This window comes from Oceanicola sp. 502str15, from assembly GCF_024105635.1.
In the GTDB taxonomy this organism is placed as follows: Bacteria; Pseudomonadota; Alphaproteobacteria; order Rhodobacterales; family Rhodobacteraceae; genus Vannielia.
The window spans coordinates 3,165,158-3,179,141 of the sequence record NZ_WYDQ01000001.1 but is presented as its reverse complement, the minus strand read 5'-3'; the positions used below and the strand labels follow the sequence as shown (position 1 = coordinate 3,179,141).

The following is a 13,984-nucleotide window of genomic DNA, read 5'->3' as shown; positions in this document are numbered from 1 at the left end:
ATGAATTGCCTGTCGCCGGTTTGGATCACGCTGGTCCTCAAGGGCCGCATGCGTCGCGGAGGTCGATGGAGAGTGTGCCGGCCCAGGCCGAGATCGGGTGACTTCGCCATTGGAGGATATCGGAGAGCAAAATGCAGAAAATTCGTTACGCCGTTGTCGGCGCCGGCTGGATCTCGCAAGAGGCCTTCATGCCGGGAGCGGGGCTGACAGAGAACTCCGAGATGACCGCAATCGTTTCCGGCTCGACGGAAAAGGCCCGCAGGCTGGCAGAGTTTCACGAGGTGCCGGCAGTCTATAGCTACGAGCAGTACGACGAGATGCTCGCCGCCGATGTCTGCGATGCGGTTTACGTGGCGCTGCCCAACTCCATGCACGCCGACTACACAATCCGGGCGGCGCGGGCGGGCAAGCACATCCTTGTCGAGAAGCCCTTGGCGACGAACATTGAGGATGCCGAGGCGATGATTGCGGCGGCGGAAGAAAACGGCCTTTACCTGATGACGGCCTATCGGCTGCACAACGAGCCCGGCACCGTGGACGTGCTCGAGCGCATCCGGGCTGGCGAGATCGGCGACCCGCGTATCTTCAGCGCAATCTTCTCCTTCTTCGCGGCACCGGGCAATCACCGCCTGAAGGCGAGCCATTGGGGCGGGCCGTTGCAGGATATCGGGGTCTATTGTCTGAACGCGGTGCGCCATGTGTTTGGCGCCGAACCGGAGGAGGTGACCGCGGTGCGCAGCCATGGAAATGGGGATGCGCGTTTTGCCGAGGTCGAAGAGAGCATTGCCGTAACGCTCAAATTCCCCGAAGGCCGACTGGCGCAATTCATTGCCAGTTTCGGGGGTGACAGCCGGGACTGCTACACCGTGGTCGGGACCAAGGGCAGCCTCACGCTTGATCCGGGATTTCGCTTCGAGACCCCGATGGCGATGCAGCGGCGCAATGGCGAAGAGATCGCCTTCGAGACCTTCATGCACACCGATCACTTTGCGGGGCAGACGGCCTACTTCTCCAACTGCATCATTGGGGGCACCCCGCCCGAGGCCGATGGGGGGGAGGGGCTCGCGGACATGCGTGCTCTTCTGGCCATCGAGAAGGCCGCCGAGACTGGACAGCCGCAGAAGGTGAATACCCCGCCGCGTCCGACACATCCGACGCGGAAGATGGTTCATGAGTTTCCGCTGACCGACAAGCGCCTGCTGCTCTGAGCCCGCAACACCCCGGCAAAAGAAAAGCCCGGCCACGGAAATGCGTGGCCGCGCTTACTTGATCTCAAGCTGTGCTCAAGCCTTGCGGCGCACATCCAGCGTGTCGATCAGCGCGGCGAACTCATCCGCGCTTGTGCGCTTGGCGAGCGCTTCGCGCATCATGTCTGCGTGGGTCTTGGGTGACATTCCGCCAACCGCGGGGTCGGTATCGAGGTTTGTCGGAAAGGCGTAGCCCTCGGCACTGGCCGCAACGACACGATCGAGCTCGTCGTCGCTCAGGCCGCTGCCGACCAGCTCGGGGTAGAGCGCCTTGATCATGGAAGTGCGGTCGATTGCCTCCATTGTCCGGCCCATTGCCGAGGAGACCTGCAGCAGGTTGACCAAGCGATAGCGGTCTTCGGTGACATTGGCGCCGGCGCCGTGCATGACGGCGGGGTTGAAGAACACGGCATCGCCCTTCTTCATCGGAAGTTGCGAGCGGGCTTCCTTGAAATACTCTTGGAATTCCTCGCGCTCGAAGGCGAGGTAGCCTTCGTAGAAATTCTGGCTGTAGGGCAGATAGAGCGTCGGACCGGTTTCGATCGGCATGTCGATATGGGCCACCGCACCTTGCAGCGTGAGCATCGGCGAAAGTTCCTGCACATGGCCGGGGTAGCTCTCTTGCCGCTTGGGCGTCATGAAGCCGAGGTGATAGTCGCGGTGGGCGTCCTGCGCCTTGCCGCCGGGATTGACCCGAAAGCACTGGGCCGTCATCTGGTATCCCGGTCCCAGCCAAGCCCGGCAGGCGATGTCGATTGCTGGAAACTTGAAGTAATCGGCGAAGTTTTTCGGGTCGGCCAAGCAGTGTTTCTGGAGCGAGTTCCAGACCCTGTCGTTGGAGCCTGCGGTGATGAAATAGTCGCCGCGCGAACTGGCATCCTTTTCCTCTGCGATGATGTCGGAGAAGGTCGCGGTGGCCTTGTCGATGACCGCCTCGTCAGGGATTGCGCCGCGCAGAACGATGACCCCGGGGCCGCTGCGGAAAACCGTGGCCCACTCTGCCATAAGCGAAAGACGGGCCTCGCCCTGAAGTGCTGCTGCGTCGGCCGCGTCGTAGATCAGCACGTTCTGCTCAACCTCGACGGCATGGGGCCAGTCTTCCAAGTTGGTCGTGCGGTCGCAGATCCGCTTCAACTCGTCGAGTGAGCCATCGTTGCGGCTGATCCAGACCTGCCGGCGCCGTTCGTCCGCCGACACGTGATTTGCGTCTTTCATGGTGTCCTCCCTGGTTTGCCAACCCGTTCCTCCGCCCGGGGACAAGCGCCACGAGCTCCTCGGGATTCACGAGCCATTGCATCGAATGCATATTGTCAAAGAATAATGTTTGCAATAAAAATTGCATCGTGTTTAGATTTGGAGGTTCCGATGCGGGGGGAGGGACTCCATCGCGATCTCGGGGCGCAAACAGCAAGAACGTCGAGCGGCCTGCCAGTCATGGCGCGCGGCGGCGCAAGGGAGGATAATTCATGAAGACATTGTTCAAGGCGGTGGCGATCGCCGCCGTATCCACACTTGGCCTCGGGGCCGGAACCGTGGCGAAGGCCGAGGGCGAGAAGCTCGTTTACATCTACCATTCCGGTGACGAGGATTTTTGGTGGAACACCATCAAGAACACCCTCGACCAGGCCGAGAGCGAGCTGGGTATCACAGTCGATGTGCGCAACCCGCCCAACGGTGATTCCGCCCAGATGGCGCGGATCGTCGAGCAGGCAGCCGCCGCCGACTACGACGGCATGATCGTGACGATCGGCGACTATGACGCCCTGCGCGACGCCATCACCGGCGCAGTCGACAGCGGCATGCCCGTGATCACCGTCAACTCCGGTACCCAGGAGCAATCCGAGAGCATGGGTGCACTGATGCACATCGGCCAGCCCGAGTTTGACGCCGGAAAACTCGGTGGTGAGCGTGCCAAGGCCGATGGCGTGTCCGACTTCGTCTGCTTCAACCACCAGATGGGGAACATCCCGCTGACCGACCGCTGCGCCGGCTTTGCCGAGGGCCTCGGTCTTCCTGAGCTTGGTGACCGCATGGTCGACCTTGGCGGCGACCCGGTCGAAGCCAAGAACCGGGCCTTCGCCTACCTCAAGGCCAACCCCGACGTGGAAGCCATCCTGACGCTCGGCCCGAACGGTGGTGATCCGACGCTGCAGGCACTCGAAGAACTGGGTCTCGCCGGCGCGATCTACTGGGCGTCCTTTGAACTGAGCGATGACATGATCGGCGCACTGAAGGATGGCTCGCTGAAATGGTCCATCGACCAGCAGCAGTTCTTCCAAGGGTATCTCGCGGCAAACCTGCTGACCAACTACATCCGCTATGGCGTCCGCGTGCCGCACCACATCAACTCCGGCCCGGGGTTCCTGACGAAGGACAACATCGAACAGGTGGAGTCCCTGATCGGAACCTTCCGCTGATCCTTAACAACGAAACGACACTCGGCAGCGCCGCCTCTTGGGGCGGTGCTGTCGGCACAGCGAGGTTTGAGGCTTAGAGAATGACTGACCATACAGCAGATGCACCCGACGAGAGGGTCAAGGATCTATCCTTGTCGCAGCGCTTCCTGATGCGCCCGGAAATGGGCTCGTTCTGTGGTGTGATCCTCGTTCTGATCTTCTTTCTATTGATCGCGTCCGACAACGGCATGTTCAACCCGGACGGCATCCGCAACTGGTCGGTCGTATCTGCGCAGTTCGCGATCATTGCCGTAGGGGCCTGCCTTCTGATGATCGCGGGCGAGTTTGACCTTTCCGTCGGCTCCATGATCGGTTTTGCGGGGATGGTCCTTGCCATTTCCAACGTCCACTACGGCCTGCCGATGTGGATGGGCATCCTCGCCGCCTTCGTCCTGTCGGTCGCCCTCGGGGCCTTCAACGGGTTCCTGGTGATCAAGACAAAGCTGCCGAGTTTCATTGTAACGCTCGCCTTTCTCTACATCCTGCGCGGGCTGACGATCTACATGTCGGTCACAACGACCAGCAAGACCATCCTCAGCGGCATGAAACCCGCAGCCGAGGCGGACTGGCTGGCCCCCATCTTTGGCGGCGAGGCCTTCAAGTTCGTGTTCACCTGGATGGCCGAGCAGGGATGGATCGCGACGTTCACTCGCGGCACCTTCGAAGGGCAGCCGGTTGTGAGTGGGGTTCCCGCACTGATCCTCTGGGCCATCGGCCTGGTGATCTTCGGTCAGTTCCTTCTGACCCGCACACGCTTCGGCAACTGGATTTTCGCCTCTGGGGGCGACGCCCACGCGGCGGAGTATGCCGGCATTCCGGTGAAGCGCGTGAAGGTCCTGATGTTCATGTTCACCGCCTTCTGCGCCTGCATTTTCGCCATGTGTCAGGTTACGGAGTTCGGCTCCGCCGGGGCGGATCGCGGCCTGCTCAAGGAGTTCGAGGCAATCATCTGCGTGGTCATTGGCGGTGCTCTGCTGACGGGCGGCTACGGCTCGGTTATCGGGGCAGGACTGGGCGCCATCATGTTTGGCGTGGTGCAGCAGGGCTTGTTCTTCTCTGGAGCAGAAAGCTCGCTGTTCCGGGTCTTCCTCGGCAGCCTGCTGCTGATCGCGGTGATCACCAACACTTACATTCGTCGTCGCATCATCGGCGCAGGAGACTGAGATGAGTGAGCCAATCCTCAAACTCGAGAACATCAAGAAGCACTTCGGCTCCGTCATCGCGCTTGATGGTGTTTCCTTCGACCTCCAGCCCGGTGAGTGCCACTGCCTGCTTGGTGACAACGGCGCGGGCAAGTCGACCTTCATCAAGACCATGTCGGGGGTGCATCGCCCCAGCGAAGGCAAGATCTACTACGAGGGCAAGGAGGTGCAGTTTCACAGCACCCATGACGCCATCGAGCGCGGCATTGCCACCGTGTATCAGGACCTAGGGATGATCCCGATGATGTCGGTCAGCCGCAACTTCTTCATGGGAAATGAACCAACCTACAACCGGCTGGGAGTGAAGCTTTTCGATCACAAGCGCGCCAATGACGTCACCGTCGAAGAGATGCGGCGCATGGGCATCAACCTTCGCAGCGCCGAGCAGGCGGTAGGGACGCTTTCCGGCGGTGAACGCCAGACCGTGGCGATTGCCCGCGCCGTTCATTTCGGCGCCAAAATCCTTATCCTCGACGAGCCGACCTCGGCGCTTGGGGTCCGCCAGACATCGAACGTGCTGCACACCATCGACAAGGTGCGGAAGCAGGGGGTTGGCGTGGTGTTCATCTCACACAACATCCGCCACGCCCTTGCGGTGGGCGACAGGTTCACCGTGCTCAATCGCGGGCGCACGCTGGGCACGGCGCGGGCCGGTGAGATCGCCGAAAGCGAATTGCAGGATCTGATGGCTGGCGGACAAAAATTGGCGGTCCTCGACTCGTCACTGGGCGGGACGGTTTGAGGAGGTGCGGTCCTGCAATGATTGTTGCACCGCGCGGAGTGGTTTAATAGCCTGACCCGCAGTTTTGAGCAGGAGTGGGCAATGAAGAGTGGCAAGCAGCGGGACGGGGCGGATACGCGTCCTAAGGACTACGAAAGCCTGATCCGGCTGATCCACGAACGCCACGACTCCATGAGCAAGACTTATCAGCGGATATCGGTCTTCCTCACACAAAACCCCAACGACGTGGCCGTGCAATCGGTGAACTCGATTGCCGAGCGATGCGGCATCCACGCATCGTCCTTCGTCCGCTTCGCCCAGGCGCTTGGCTACACGGGCTTCAAGGATCTTCAACAGCTGTTCCAAAAGCGGCTGGCCACGGCTGCCCCGGGCTTCGAGGCGCGGGTGGCGGCATTGGAGGAAGAGCTTGCGACGCGCACGGATCACTCGGAGTTCGGCTTTCTGCGCGATCTCGTGGTTCGTGACATCGCATCCCTTCAGGGACTCCTCGACCAGATCGACTTTGCCGAGATCGCCCGCGCCGCCGACATGATAGATACGGCCGAGAGCGTCTACCTGATCGGCCAGCTCCGCTCGGCCCCTGTGGTAGAGTTGCTGCGCTACATCCTGACCATGCTCGGCAAGCAGGTGATCCTGCTCGATCCCGGCGGCGGGCTGGCCACACATATGGCCCGCACAATGCGCAGCAATTCGCTGCTGATCGCGGTGTCCTTCCGCTTCTATGCCAACGAGGTGGTGAACATCGTCGAGGAGGCGGAGGCTGCGGGTGTCCCGATCGTGGCGATCTCTGACAGTTCCTTGAGCCCGCTGGCGAAGTCGGCCGACATCCTCTTTGCGGTGCCCGAGCACGACTATACCTTTTCGCGCTCGCTTGCCGCGCCGATGTGCCTTGCGCAGGCGCTTACGGTGGCAGTTGCGGCTCGGGTTCAGAAGAACGCCGAGAGCCCGCGCATTCCGACGGTGACCCATCCGTAAGCGCCCTCGTGGCGTGGCTTCGGAACTTTCTGAATGGCCTCAGAGAGGCGGGCCACCGCGCATCAAGTGAACTCTCCCAGCAAGAATTGCAATGATTGTTGCAAGAGCGATTGCAAGTGGTATTGTCATTGCAACGGGAGGAGAATCAGCGATGGTGCAAGCCATTACGGTAAGTCTGAGCCGGAGCCGTGTTTGCTTCGCCGTGTACCGCTCGACAGACAAATATATCGATCACGACAGTGCCAGGTTCGATCACACGAAAGAACGTGGCGGACTTCTCCTTCCCTGACAGCCCCTAATGATCGGCTGTACCGGTGCCGGGGGCGCGCTCCCCACGAGTCTCCGGCACGACAACTCGAGCTGCGGAGCCAGCAATGACGGATAAACCCACGCTGAACGTCGGACTGATCGGCACCGGATTCATGGGCAAGGCCCATGTATTCGGCTATGCCTCGGCCCAGTGCGTTTTCGACCTGCCGAACCGGTTCACAATGCACAGCCTCGCGGACGTTACCGAAGACGTGGCCACAGCGGCGGCCCGCCAGTTCGGCTTCGGACGCGCAACCACCGATTGGCGCGAGCTGGTGAACGACCCTGAGGTCGATATCGTCAGCATCACCGCGCCCAATGCGCTTCACAAGGAGATGGCGCTGGCCGCCATTGCTGCGGGTAAACATGTCTACTGTGAAAAGCCTCTTGCCCCACTGGCCTCCGACGCCCGCGAGATGGCCGAGGCGGCAGAGGCGGCTGGCGTGAAGACGCAGGTTGGTTTCAACTATCTCTGCAACCCGATGCTGCAACTGGCTCGCGCGATGATCGAGGCCGGCGAGCTGGGTGAGATCCGCGGCTATCGCGGCATCCACTGTGAAGATTACATGGCCGATGCCACAGGCCCATTTACCTTCCGCCACGATCCGGCAGGTGGTGGCGCACTGGCCGACATCGGGAGTCATGCGCTGGCGACGGCGGAGTACCTCTGTGGCCCCGTTGCCCGCGTCATGGGCGACTGTGTGACGATGATCGACTCCCGCCGGGATGGCCGGGGCGGCCACCGTGCGGTCGAGGTTGATGATGTGGGCCGCGCCTTCCTGCGGTTCGAAAGCGGAGCGACCGGCTCGATCGAGGGCAACTGGATCGCAACCGGCCGCAAGATGCAGCATGACTTCGAGGTTTACGGCACGAAGGGTGCACTCGCCTTCAGCCAGGAGCGCTTCAACGAGCTGCAATACTTCGACACTGCCGACAGGACGGGGCGGCAGGGCTTCCGGCGGATCGAAGCCGGCCCCGACCATGCGCCCTACGGGCTCTTCTGCGTCGCACCGGGCCACCAGCTCGGCTTCAACGACTTGAAAGCCATCGAAGTGGCTGGCTTTGCCCGGGCCATCGCCGGAGAGATTGACGAGCCGTTCAATTTCCGCGCCGGCCTGCGCATCCAGCATCTTGTGGAAACCATCCAGACCTCCTCGCGCGAGGCGGCCTGGCTGGACGTATGACCCTCGGCCACGCGCCGGGAAGCTATCAAGGGAGGACAGATATGAACAAGTCAGCGACATTCCTCGACCGCTTGAGCCTTGACGACTTCAAGGCCTCGGTCGAGCGCGAAACACGCCCCGAGGATTACCCCGGTGCGGTTGATATACAGAGCAAGATTCCGGTCTATGATGGAACGGCGGTACACGACGGGCTGATCCCGGAGTGGACAAAGCTGTTCGAGCAGGGCCCAGGCGTGATGGTGCTGAAGCAGGCTTTCCGGGACAACGATGCCATCAATGCGGCCACGGAGGTCTTCCGCGAGATCATCGAAGAGGAGAAAGCCGCCGGGATTGCTGCCGCCGATCACTTCGCCAAGGCCGGGGCAAATGACCGGATTTGGAACTCGCACCAGAAGCTTTGCCTGAAAGCGCCCGAAGTCTTCCTGCGCTATGTCACCAACCCGGCGATTGATGTGCTTTACCGCGCATGGCTCGGCCCCGGCTACCAGATGGCGGCGCAGGTCAACCAGGTTCGACCCGGTGGCAAGCCGCAGAATCCGCATCGCGATTATCATCTGGGTTTCATGACCGACGCGCTCCTGCGCCAGTATCCTGAGCCCGTGCACCGCCACTCGCACCTCTTCCTGCTTCAGGGCGGTGTCGCTCATGTGAATGTGCCCGTCGAGGCGGGGCCGACCAAGCTGCTGCCCTATAGCCAAGTCTATCCGCAGGGCTATGCCGCTGCGGCGCTGCCGGAGTTCCGCAATTACTTTGAGGAGAACTTCGTGCAACTGCCCCTGGAGAAGGGTGATTGCATCTTCTTCTCGCCGGCACTGTTCCATGCCGCCGGGGAGAACCGGACCAATGACGTGGTGAGGATGGTCAACCTGCTCCAAGCCTCTTCCACCATGGTGCGCGCAATGGAATCGCTCGACCGGGCAGGCATGGCGCGAGCCGTCTTCCCGCACCTCAAGGGGCTGGATGACGAGATGCTGCGGCTGGCCATCGCCGCAACCGCCGAAGGCTATGCCTTCCCCACCAACCTTGACAGCGATCCGCCCATCGGCGGCCTGGCGCCCGAAAGCCAGCAGGGCCTTCTGTTGCGCGCCGTAAAGGAAGACTGGAGCGAAGACCAGCTCGCCGAGGCGCTCGACGCGCAGCTCGCACGCCGCCAGGCCTGAACGGGAGCATTTCACTGAATGGGTGAAGCCGCCTGAATGTGTTCCGAGGCGAAGATGATCGCAGGCTGGCTTTAATCAGCAGGCCAAAAGACGCGATCGCGCCTCGGACGCCGACCTCACTTCAGAGAACGTGACGTAGCCAGCCACGCTTCCAGCGTCCGCATACGGCTTACATACCCTTCGGAAGTTACGCAGTTGCTCGCCATGAGCCGCCACCCTCCCGGTCCACCAGGCCGATTGCAATAAGCGGAACCCAACTTGCAAGCCCGAGCTTCATCGGTGGACCTCGGGGGCCGCACGGCCTATCCCGACGGGGACTGTAGCCCTGCTCCGAGCGCCCGCCTGATGATCCGGCTTTTCTTCGAATACTACCGCCCGCACATGCGGCTCTTCTGGCTCGATTTCGGCTGTGCCGTGGCCTCGGGCCTGTTGGAACTTGCCTTTCCGCTCGCTATCGCGGGCTTCATCGACACGCTGCTGCCGCAGGGCGACTGGCCGCTTACCGTTCTGGCGGCTGCGGGGCTTGTCGCGGTCTACCTGATCAACACCGTGCTCATGGCCATTGTCACCTACTGGGGCCATATGCTGGGCATCAACATCGAGACCGAGATGCGCGCCCGTGCGTTCGACAGGCTCACACGGCTCAGCTGGTCGTGGTTCGACCGCGCCGAGACGGGCAAGCTGGTGGCGCGCGTAACCCGAGACCTCGAAGAGATCGGCGAGGTCGCGCACCATGGGCCGGAAGATCTTTTCATCGCGATCATGACCTTCATCGGGGCCTTCGCGCTCATGCTATGGCTGCACCCGCACCTCGCTCTGATCACGCTCGTGATCGTGCCGGTCATGGCCTGGTTGCTGGCCCATTACGGTGGGCGGATGACCCGGGCCTGGCAGGCGATCTATGCCCGGGTGGGCGCCTTCAACGTGCGGCTGGAAGAGAGCATCGGCGGAATCCGCGTGGTGCAGGCCTTTACCAACGAGCCGCACGAGCGCGCACTGTTCGGGGCCGACAACACACGCTACCGCACCACCAAGCTCGAGGCCTACCGGATCATGGCGGGCGTCTCAGCGCTGCACTACATGGGCCTGCGGGTTGTGCAGGTCGTGGTGATGGTGGTTGGCGCGGGCTACGTGTTTCAGGGCAGCCTCAGCACCGGTTCCTACGTGGCTTTCCTGCTGCTGGTCGGCGTGTTCTTCCGCCCGCTGGAAAAGATCGCCGCCGTTCTGGAACTCTATCCACGCGGGATCGCGGGCTTCCGCCGCTATCTGGAACTGATGGATACCGCCCCCCAGATCACAGATGCCGTGGGCGCGCGGGAAGCCCCCGCGCTGACCGGAGCGATCACCTTCGAGCGGGTGAGCTTTGCCTATGACGGCGCCCGTGGCGTGCTGCATGACATCGACCTCGAGATCGCGCCCGGCGAGCAGGTGGCGCTGGTTGGCCATTCCGGGGCTGGAAAGACCACGCTGGCGGCACTTGTGCCGCGCTTCTACGAGCCGAGCGCAGGCGAGATCCGCATCGACGGAATCCCGATCCGCGACATGACGCTGGCCTCGTTGCGCCGGCAGGTCGGACTTGTGAGCCAGGATGTGTTCCTGTTTGGCGGCACATTGCGGGACAACATCGCCTATGGGGCGCTCGGGGCGGATGAATCCGCGGTTGCCGCGGCGGTCGAGAATGCACAGCTTTCGGAGCTGGTCGGTGAGTTGCCCGATGGGCTCGATACGCTGGTGGGCGAACGGGGCGTGATGCTCTCCGGCGGCCAGCGCCAGCGGGTGGCGATTGCTCGCGTCTTCCTGAAAAACCCGCCGATCCTGCTGTTGGACGAGGCAACCTCTGCCCTCGATCGCGGCACCGAGCGCGAGGTGCAGGCCGCCCTGTCGCGGCTCTCAGAGGGGCGCACGACACTGACCATTGCACACAGGCTCAATACCATCCGCGATGCGGATCGGATTATCGTGCTCGACCAGGGCCGGATCGTGGAGATCGGCACCCACGACGAGCTTGCAGCGCGGCAGGCTGCCTATCACGCGCTCATCATCTGAGCTTGCCCTTCCGGCTGGCCCGCTGCGCCTTGGCGCGGTAGAGACACGAGGCCAGACCAGCAAGGGGACCAGCATGGAAGACCGGACCAGCGGCCGCGCCGATCTCTTTGCCAATGACGGCGACCCGGCGATGGGCGCCAACCGTGTGTGGTTCAACATGCTGCGCATCCACCGCAGCACCGGCGCCCGCATCGCCCGTGCCCTGCGCGATATCGGCGTGGGAGATCCGGTCTGGTACGAGATCCTGCTGGAGCTTGAGCGGGCCGGCCCGGACGGGCTGCTCATGGCAACGCTGGAGCGCAAGCTTTTCACCGCGCAATATGCCCTCTCGCGCCACGCCGCCCGCCTGGAAGAGGAGGGCTGGATCGCCAGCGCCGCCGCGCCTGGTCCGGGACGCGGCAAGGTGCTGAGGCTCACCGGGGAGGGCAAGGGAATGCATTCTCGGATCTGGGAGGTCTATCAAGCGGCCATCGCCGAAGAGATCGGAACCCGTCTCTCGATTGACGAAACCTACGCGCTGGCTCGCCTGCTCATCCGCCTCTACGATTGATAACGCCGCCGATGCTGGGAACCGGCGGCGTCTGTCTGCCGGATGGCTCCGGGCTCAGAACTTGGCCACGGCCACCAGCGATATGGTGCGGCCCGGCTCGCGCAACTGGGTGATCGTGCCGTATTCGCCGCCGTAGGTCGCGCGGTCGGCGTATTGCTCGTCGAACAGGTTGTTCACCTCGGCGCGGATGGTCAGGTTCGGCGTGCTCGGCGGAACATATTCGGCCCATGCGTTCACCACGGTGTAGCCATCGAAGTCGTTCAGGGACGGGTCGTCGAAATCGTAGTCCAGCGCCACGTCCAGCCCGCCACCGACCTTCAGCCCGTCAACGCGGGTTTCCTGCTCGATCTCGAAGGCAACCAGTGTACCAAGCGGTGCGCCGTAGTCCTGCGCGGTAAAGCCCTCGCCCGGCGCGCCGTTGATTTCCACGTCGCTGTGCGACAGCGTCATGCGGGCAAAGCCGGTGGTCCAGCCGTAGGTGGCACCGAGGTTGAAACCCTTGCTCTTGAAATCGAAGTTGCTGGTGCTGCTCCGCGCGTTCTTGATCTCGGTCACGAAGACCTCGCCGGAAAGCGTCAACTCGCCACGCGTCCAGTCGAACCCGATGGTCGCATTGTCGGCCCGCGCTGCCTCCAAGCCGTCATAGGCCGTTGGGGCCAGCATCCGCCAGTACTCGTAGTTGTCTTCGATCACGAGGCCGCCGAAAACGGAAGACATCCCGCCGCGCAGGGTGAGCTCCTCGGTCGCGGCGAACGCCAGCGAGGCGTTGCCGGACCAGCCGGAGAAGTCTCCCTCAAAGCCGTTCACGCCGGTAAAGCTTTGCCTGTCGTAGCGGGCGCCGAACGACACCTTCAGCCGGTCGGTTGGCTGCAGACGCGCCTGTGCAAAGATGCCGACATTCTGCGACTCTTCGGTCTGATCTTCGGAATAGGTCGGGCTCAGGTAGTTGCCGAACCGATCCTGGTAGTCGATCCCGGCCGTCACCGTGTTGCCTTCGCTGAAGTGGAAAGTGTTCTGCAAGGTGGTCGAGAAGGTGCCGGAGCGTCCGTTGCTGTCCCACGGGTCGGGCTTCACGATTTCGCTTTCGGAGTAGCCGATGTGCACCCGCGGATCCCACATGCCGGTGGCATCGGGGGTTTCGTAGACGAAGGAATAGCTCTCGCGCGTGGTGTTGTAGAGCAGCAGGTCGTCATCCACCCCGCCAAAGCCGCCGAAGTTCGCGCGCGCCTGACGCAGCGAGCTGTCCATCAGCCGCTGGGCCGAGAACTCGAAGCGGTGACCGTTGTTCTCGTAGGAGAGCTTGCCGAGGTAGCTCTCCAGCGCGGCACTTGTGCCGTAGATGCGGGTGCCATCGCCGTCTTCATAGTCCTCGCCATCGGCGGATTTGCCGTAGAGAAGCCACTCGAAGCCGCCCTGCTGACCGGCCAAGGTGAGCGCCGATTGCAGCGTCTGGCCGTTGTCGCCGAAAGACAGGCGCAGATTGCCGCCGAAGCTGTCGCCCGGTTCGAGAATGTCGGATGCATCCACGGTTTCGAACACCACCGAACCAGCGAGCGCATAGGGCCCGGCATCGGCCGGCGACACCGTGGCATCGGCGCGAACCTGCTTCAGCAGGCCGGGGTCGATCGCGTTGGCCGAAACGTGGTGAAAGGCGCGGTTGTTCTGAGCCGTGCCATCAACCGTCACCCCGAGGTTCAGCATGTCGACGCCGTTGACGAAGATCTTCTGGGTCAGCGGCAGTGCCCCGCCGACGGAGACGGAGGCGATGCCCGAGAACACGTCTTTCAGGTCGCCGGTGCGGGCGCGCTCCAGCTCACGGTCGGACACGTAGGCAGAGGTGGCGCGGTCAGCCTCATCGCCAAGCTCGTCGCGCTGCTGAACGATGATCGGATCGAGGGTGAAAACGGCGGTGGCGTCCTGCGCGTGCAGGGCACCGCTCGAGAGCGCTATCAGCGCAAACGCGGAGCAGGAAGCAGCATGAGGGTTGCGGCGGAAGATGAGTGGCATTTGTGTCCCCTGAGTGTCGTCAGTCCTGGCTGGGCTCAGAGGCTTGGCTACCCCGTGCCGTAGAGGAGGAAGTTATTTAATGCAAGTGCATGTAACCATGATTTTA

At 62.7% G+C, this 13,984-nt stretch carries 11 protein-coding genes; 9 read left to right on the top strand and 2 right to left on the bottom strand.

What is annotated here, in order from left to right:
- Positions 1–131 precede the first annotated feature (131 nt).
- Entirely contained in the window at positions 132–1,208 is a 1,077-nt protein-coding gene (locus GTH22_RS15620; protein ID WP_252946445.1) for a Gfo/Idh/MocA family protein, read from the top strand.
- A gap of 75 nt (positions 1,209–1,283) precedes the next feature.
- Here GTH22_RS15620 and GTH22_RS15615 read toward each other — a convergent pair whose 3' ends face one another.
- On the bottom strand, positions 1,284–2,462 hold the full coding sequence (locus GTH22_RS15615) for a phytanoyl-CoA dioxygenase family protein (RefSeq protein ID WP_252946444.1): 1,179 nt from the start codon (positions 2,460–2,462) through the stop codon (positions 1,284–1,286).
- A gap of 251 nt (positions 2,463–2,713) precedes the next feature.
- Here GTH22_RS15615 and GTH22_RS15610 point away from each other — a divergent pair, with 251 nt between their 5' ends.
- The 8 genes from GTH22_RS15610 (at position 2,714) to GTH22_RS15575 (ending at position 11,871) form a co-directional block, all read left to right on the top strand.
- Positions 2,714–3,664 (top strand): sugar ABC transporter substrate-binding protein, encoded by a 951-nt coding sequence (locus GTH22_RS15610; RefSeq protein WP_252946443.1) that lies wholly within the window; start codon positions 2,714–2,716, stop codon positions 3,662–3,664.
- Between the two features lie 80 nt (positions 3,665–3,744).
- Positions 3,745–4,866: an ABC transporter permease gene (locus GTH22_RS15605; protein WP_252946442.1), complete on the top strand. Its 1,122-nt coding sequence runs from the start codon at positions 3,745–3,747 to the stop codon at positions 4,864–4,866.
- Position 4,867: 1 nt separating this feature from the next.
- Entirely contained in the window at positions 4,868–5,647 is a 780-nt protein-coding gene (locus GTH22_RS15600) for an ATP-binding cassette domain-containing protein (RefSeq protein WP_252946441.1), read from the top strand.
- A gap of 81 nt (positions 5,648–5,728) precedes the next feature.
- The gene (locus tag GTH22_RS15595) at positions 5,729–6,622 is read left to right on the top strand and encodes a MurR/RpiR family transcriptional regulator (RefSeq protein WP_252946440.1); all 894 of its coding nucleotides are present in this window, start codon (positions 5,729–5,731) and stop codon (positions 6,620–6,622) included.
- Positions 6,623–6,996: 374 nt separating this feature from the next.
- Positions 6,997–8,115, top strand: a complete 1,119-nt coding sequence (locus GTH22_RS15590; protein WP_252946439.1) for a Gfo/Idh/MocA family protein — start codon at positions 6,997–6,999, stop codon at positions 8,113–8,115.
- Positions 8,112–9,275 carry a phytanoyl-CoA dioxygenase family protein gene (locus GTH22_RS15585; protein ID WP_252946438.1) on the top strand — a complete coding sequence of 388 codons (1,164 nt, stop codon included), beginning with the start codon at positions 8,112–8,114 and terminating at the stop codon, positions 9,273–9,275. Before GTH22_RS15590 ends, GTH22_RS15585 begins: the two co-directional genes overlap by 4 nt.
- 345 nt (positions 9,276–9,620) lie before the next feature.
- Positions 9,621–11,321, top strand: coding sequence for an ABC transporter ATP-binding protein (locus GTH22_RS15580; protein ID WP_252946437.1), 1,701 nt, complete (start codon positions 9,621–9,623; stop codon positions 11,319–11,321).
- 73 nt (positions 11,322–11,394) lie between these two features.
- Entirely contained in the window at positions 11,395–11,871 is a 477-nt protein-coding gene (locus GTH22_RS15575; RefSeq protein ID WP_252946436.1) for a MarR family winged helix-turn-helix transcriptional regulator, read from the top strand.
- A gap of 54 nt (positions 11,872–11,925) precedes the next feature.
- Here GTH22_RS15575 and GTH22_RS15570 read toward each other — a convergent pair whose 3' ends face one another.
- Positions 11,926–13,878 (bottom strand): TonB-dependent siderophore receptor, encoded by a 1,953-nt coding sequence (locus tag GTH22_RS15570; RefSeq protein WP_252946435.1) that lies wholly within the window; start codon positions 13,876–13,878, stop codon positions 11,926–11,928.
- Positions 13,879–13,984: the final 106 nt, after the last annotated feature.

Coding starts and splice junctions, on each gene's coding strand:
- GTH22_RS15620 (WP_252946445.1), top strand. CDS start 132: ATGCAGAAAATTCGTTACGCCGTTGTCGGCGCCGGCTGGATCTCGCAA.
- GTH22_RS15615 (WP_252946444.1), bottom strand. CDS start 2,462: ATGAAAGACGCAAATCACGTGTCGGCGGACGAACGGCGCCGGCAGGTC.
- GTH22_RS15610 (WP_252946443.1), top strand. CDS start 2,714: ATGAAGACATTGTTCAAGGCGGTGGCGATCGCCGCCGTATCCACACTT.
- GTH22_RS15605 (WP_252946442.1), top strand. CDS start 3,745: ATGACTGACCATACAGCAGATGCACCCGACGAGAGGGTCAAGGATCTA.
- GTH22_RS15600 (WP_252946441.1), top strand. CDS start 4,868: ATGAGTGAGCCAATCCTCAAACTCGAGAACATCAAGAAGCACTTCGGC.
- GTH22_RS15595 (WP_252946440.1), top strand. CDS start 5,729: ATGAAGAGTGGCAAGCAGCGGGACGGGGCGGATACGCGTCCTAAGGAC.
- GTH22_RS15590 (WP_252946439.1), top strand. CDS start 6,997: ATGACGGATAAACCCACGCTGAACGTCGGACTGATCGGCACCGGATTC.
- GTH22_RS15585 (WP_252946438.1), top strand. CDS start 8,112: ATGACCCTCGGCCACGCGCCGGGAAGCTATCAAGGGAGGACAGATATG.
- GTH22_RS15580 (WP_252946437.1), top strand. CDS start 9,621: ATGATCCGGCTTTTCTTCGAATACTACCGCCCGCACATGCGGCTCTTC.
- GTH22_RS15575 (WP_252946436.1), top strand. CDS start 11,395: ATGGAAGACCGGACCAGCGGCCGCGCCGATCTCTTTGCCAATGACGGC.
- GTH22_RS15570 (WP_252946435.1), bottom strand. CDS start 13,878: ATGCCACTCATCTTCCGCCGCAACCCTCATGCTGCTTCCTGCTCCGCG.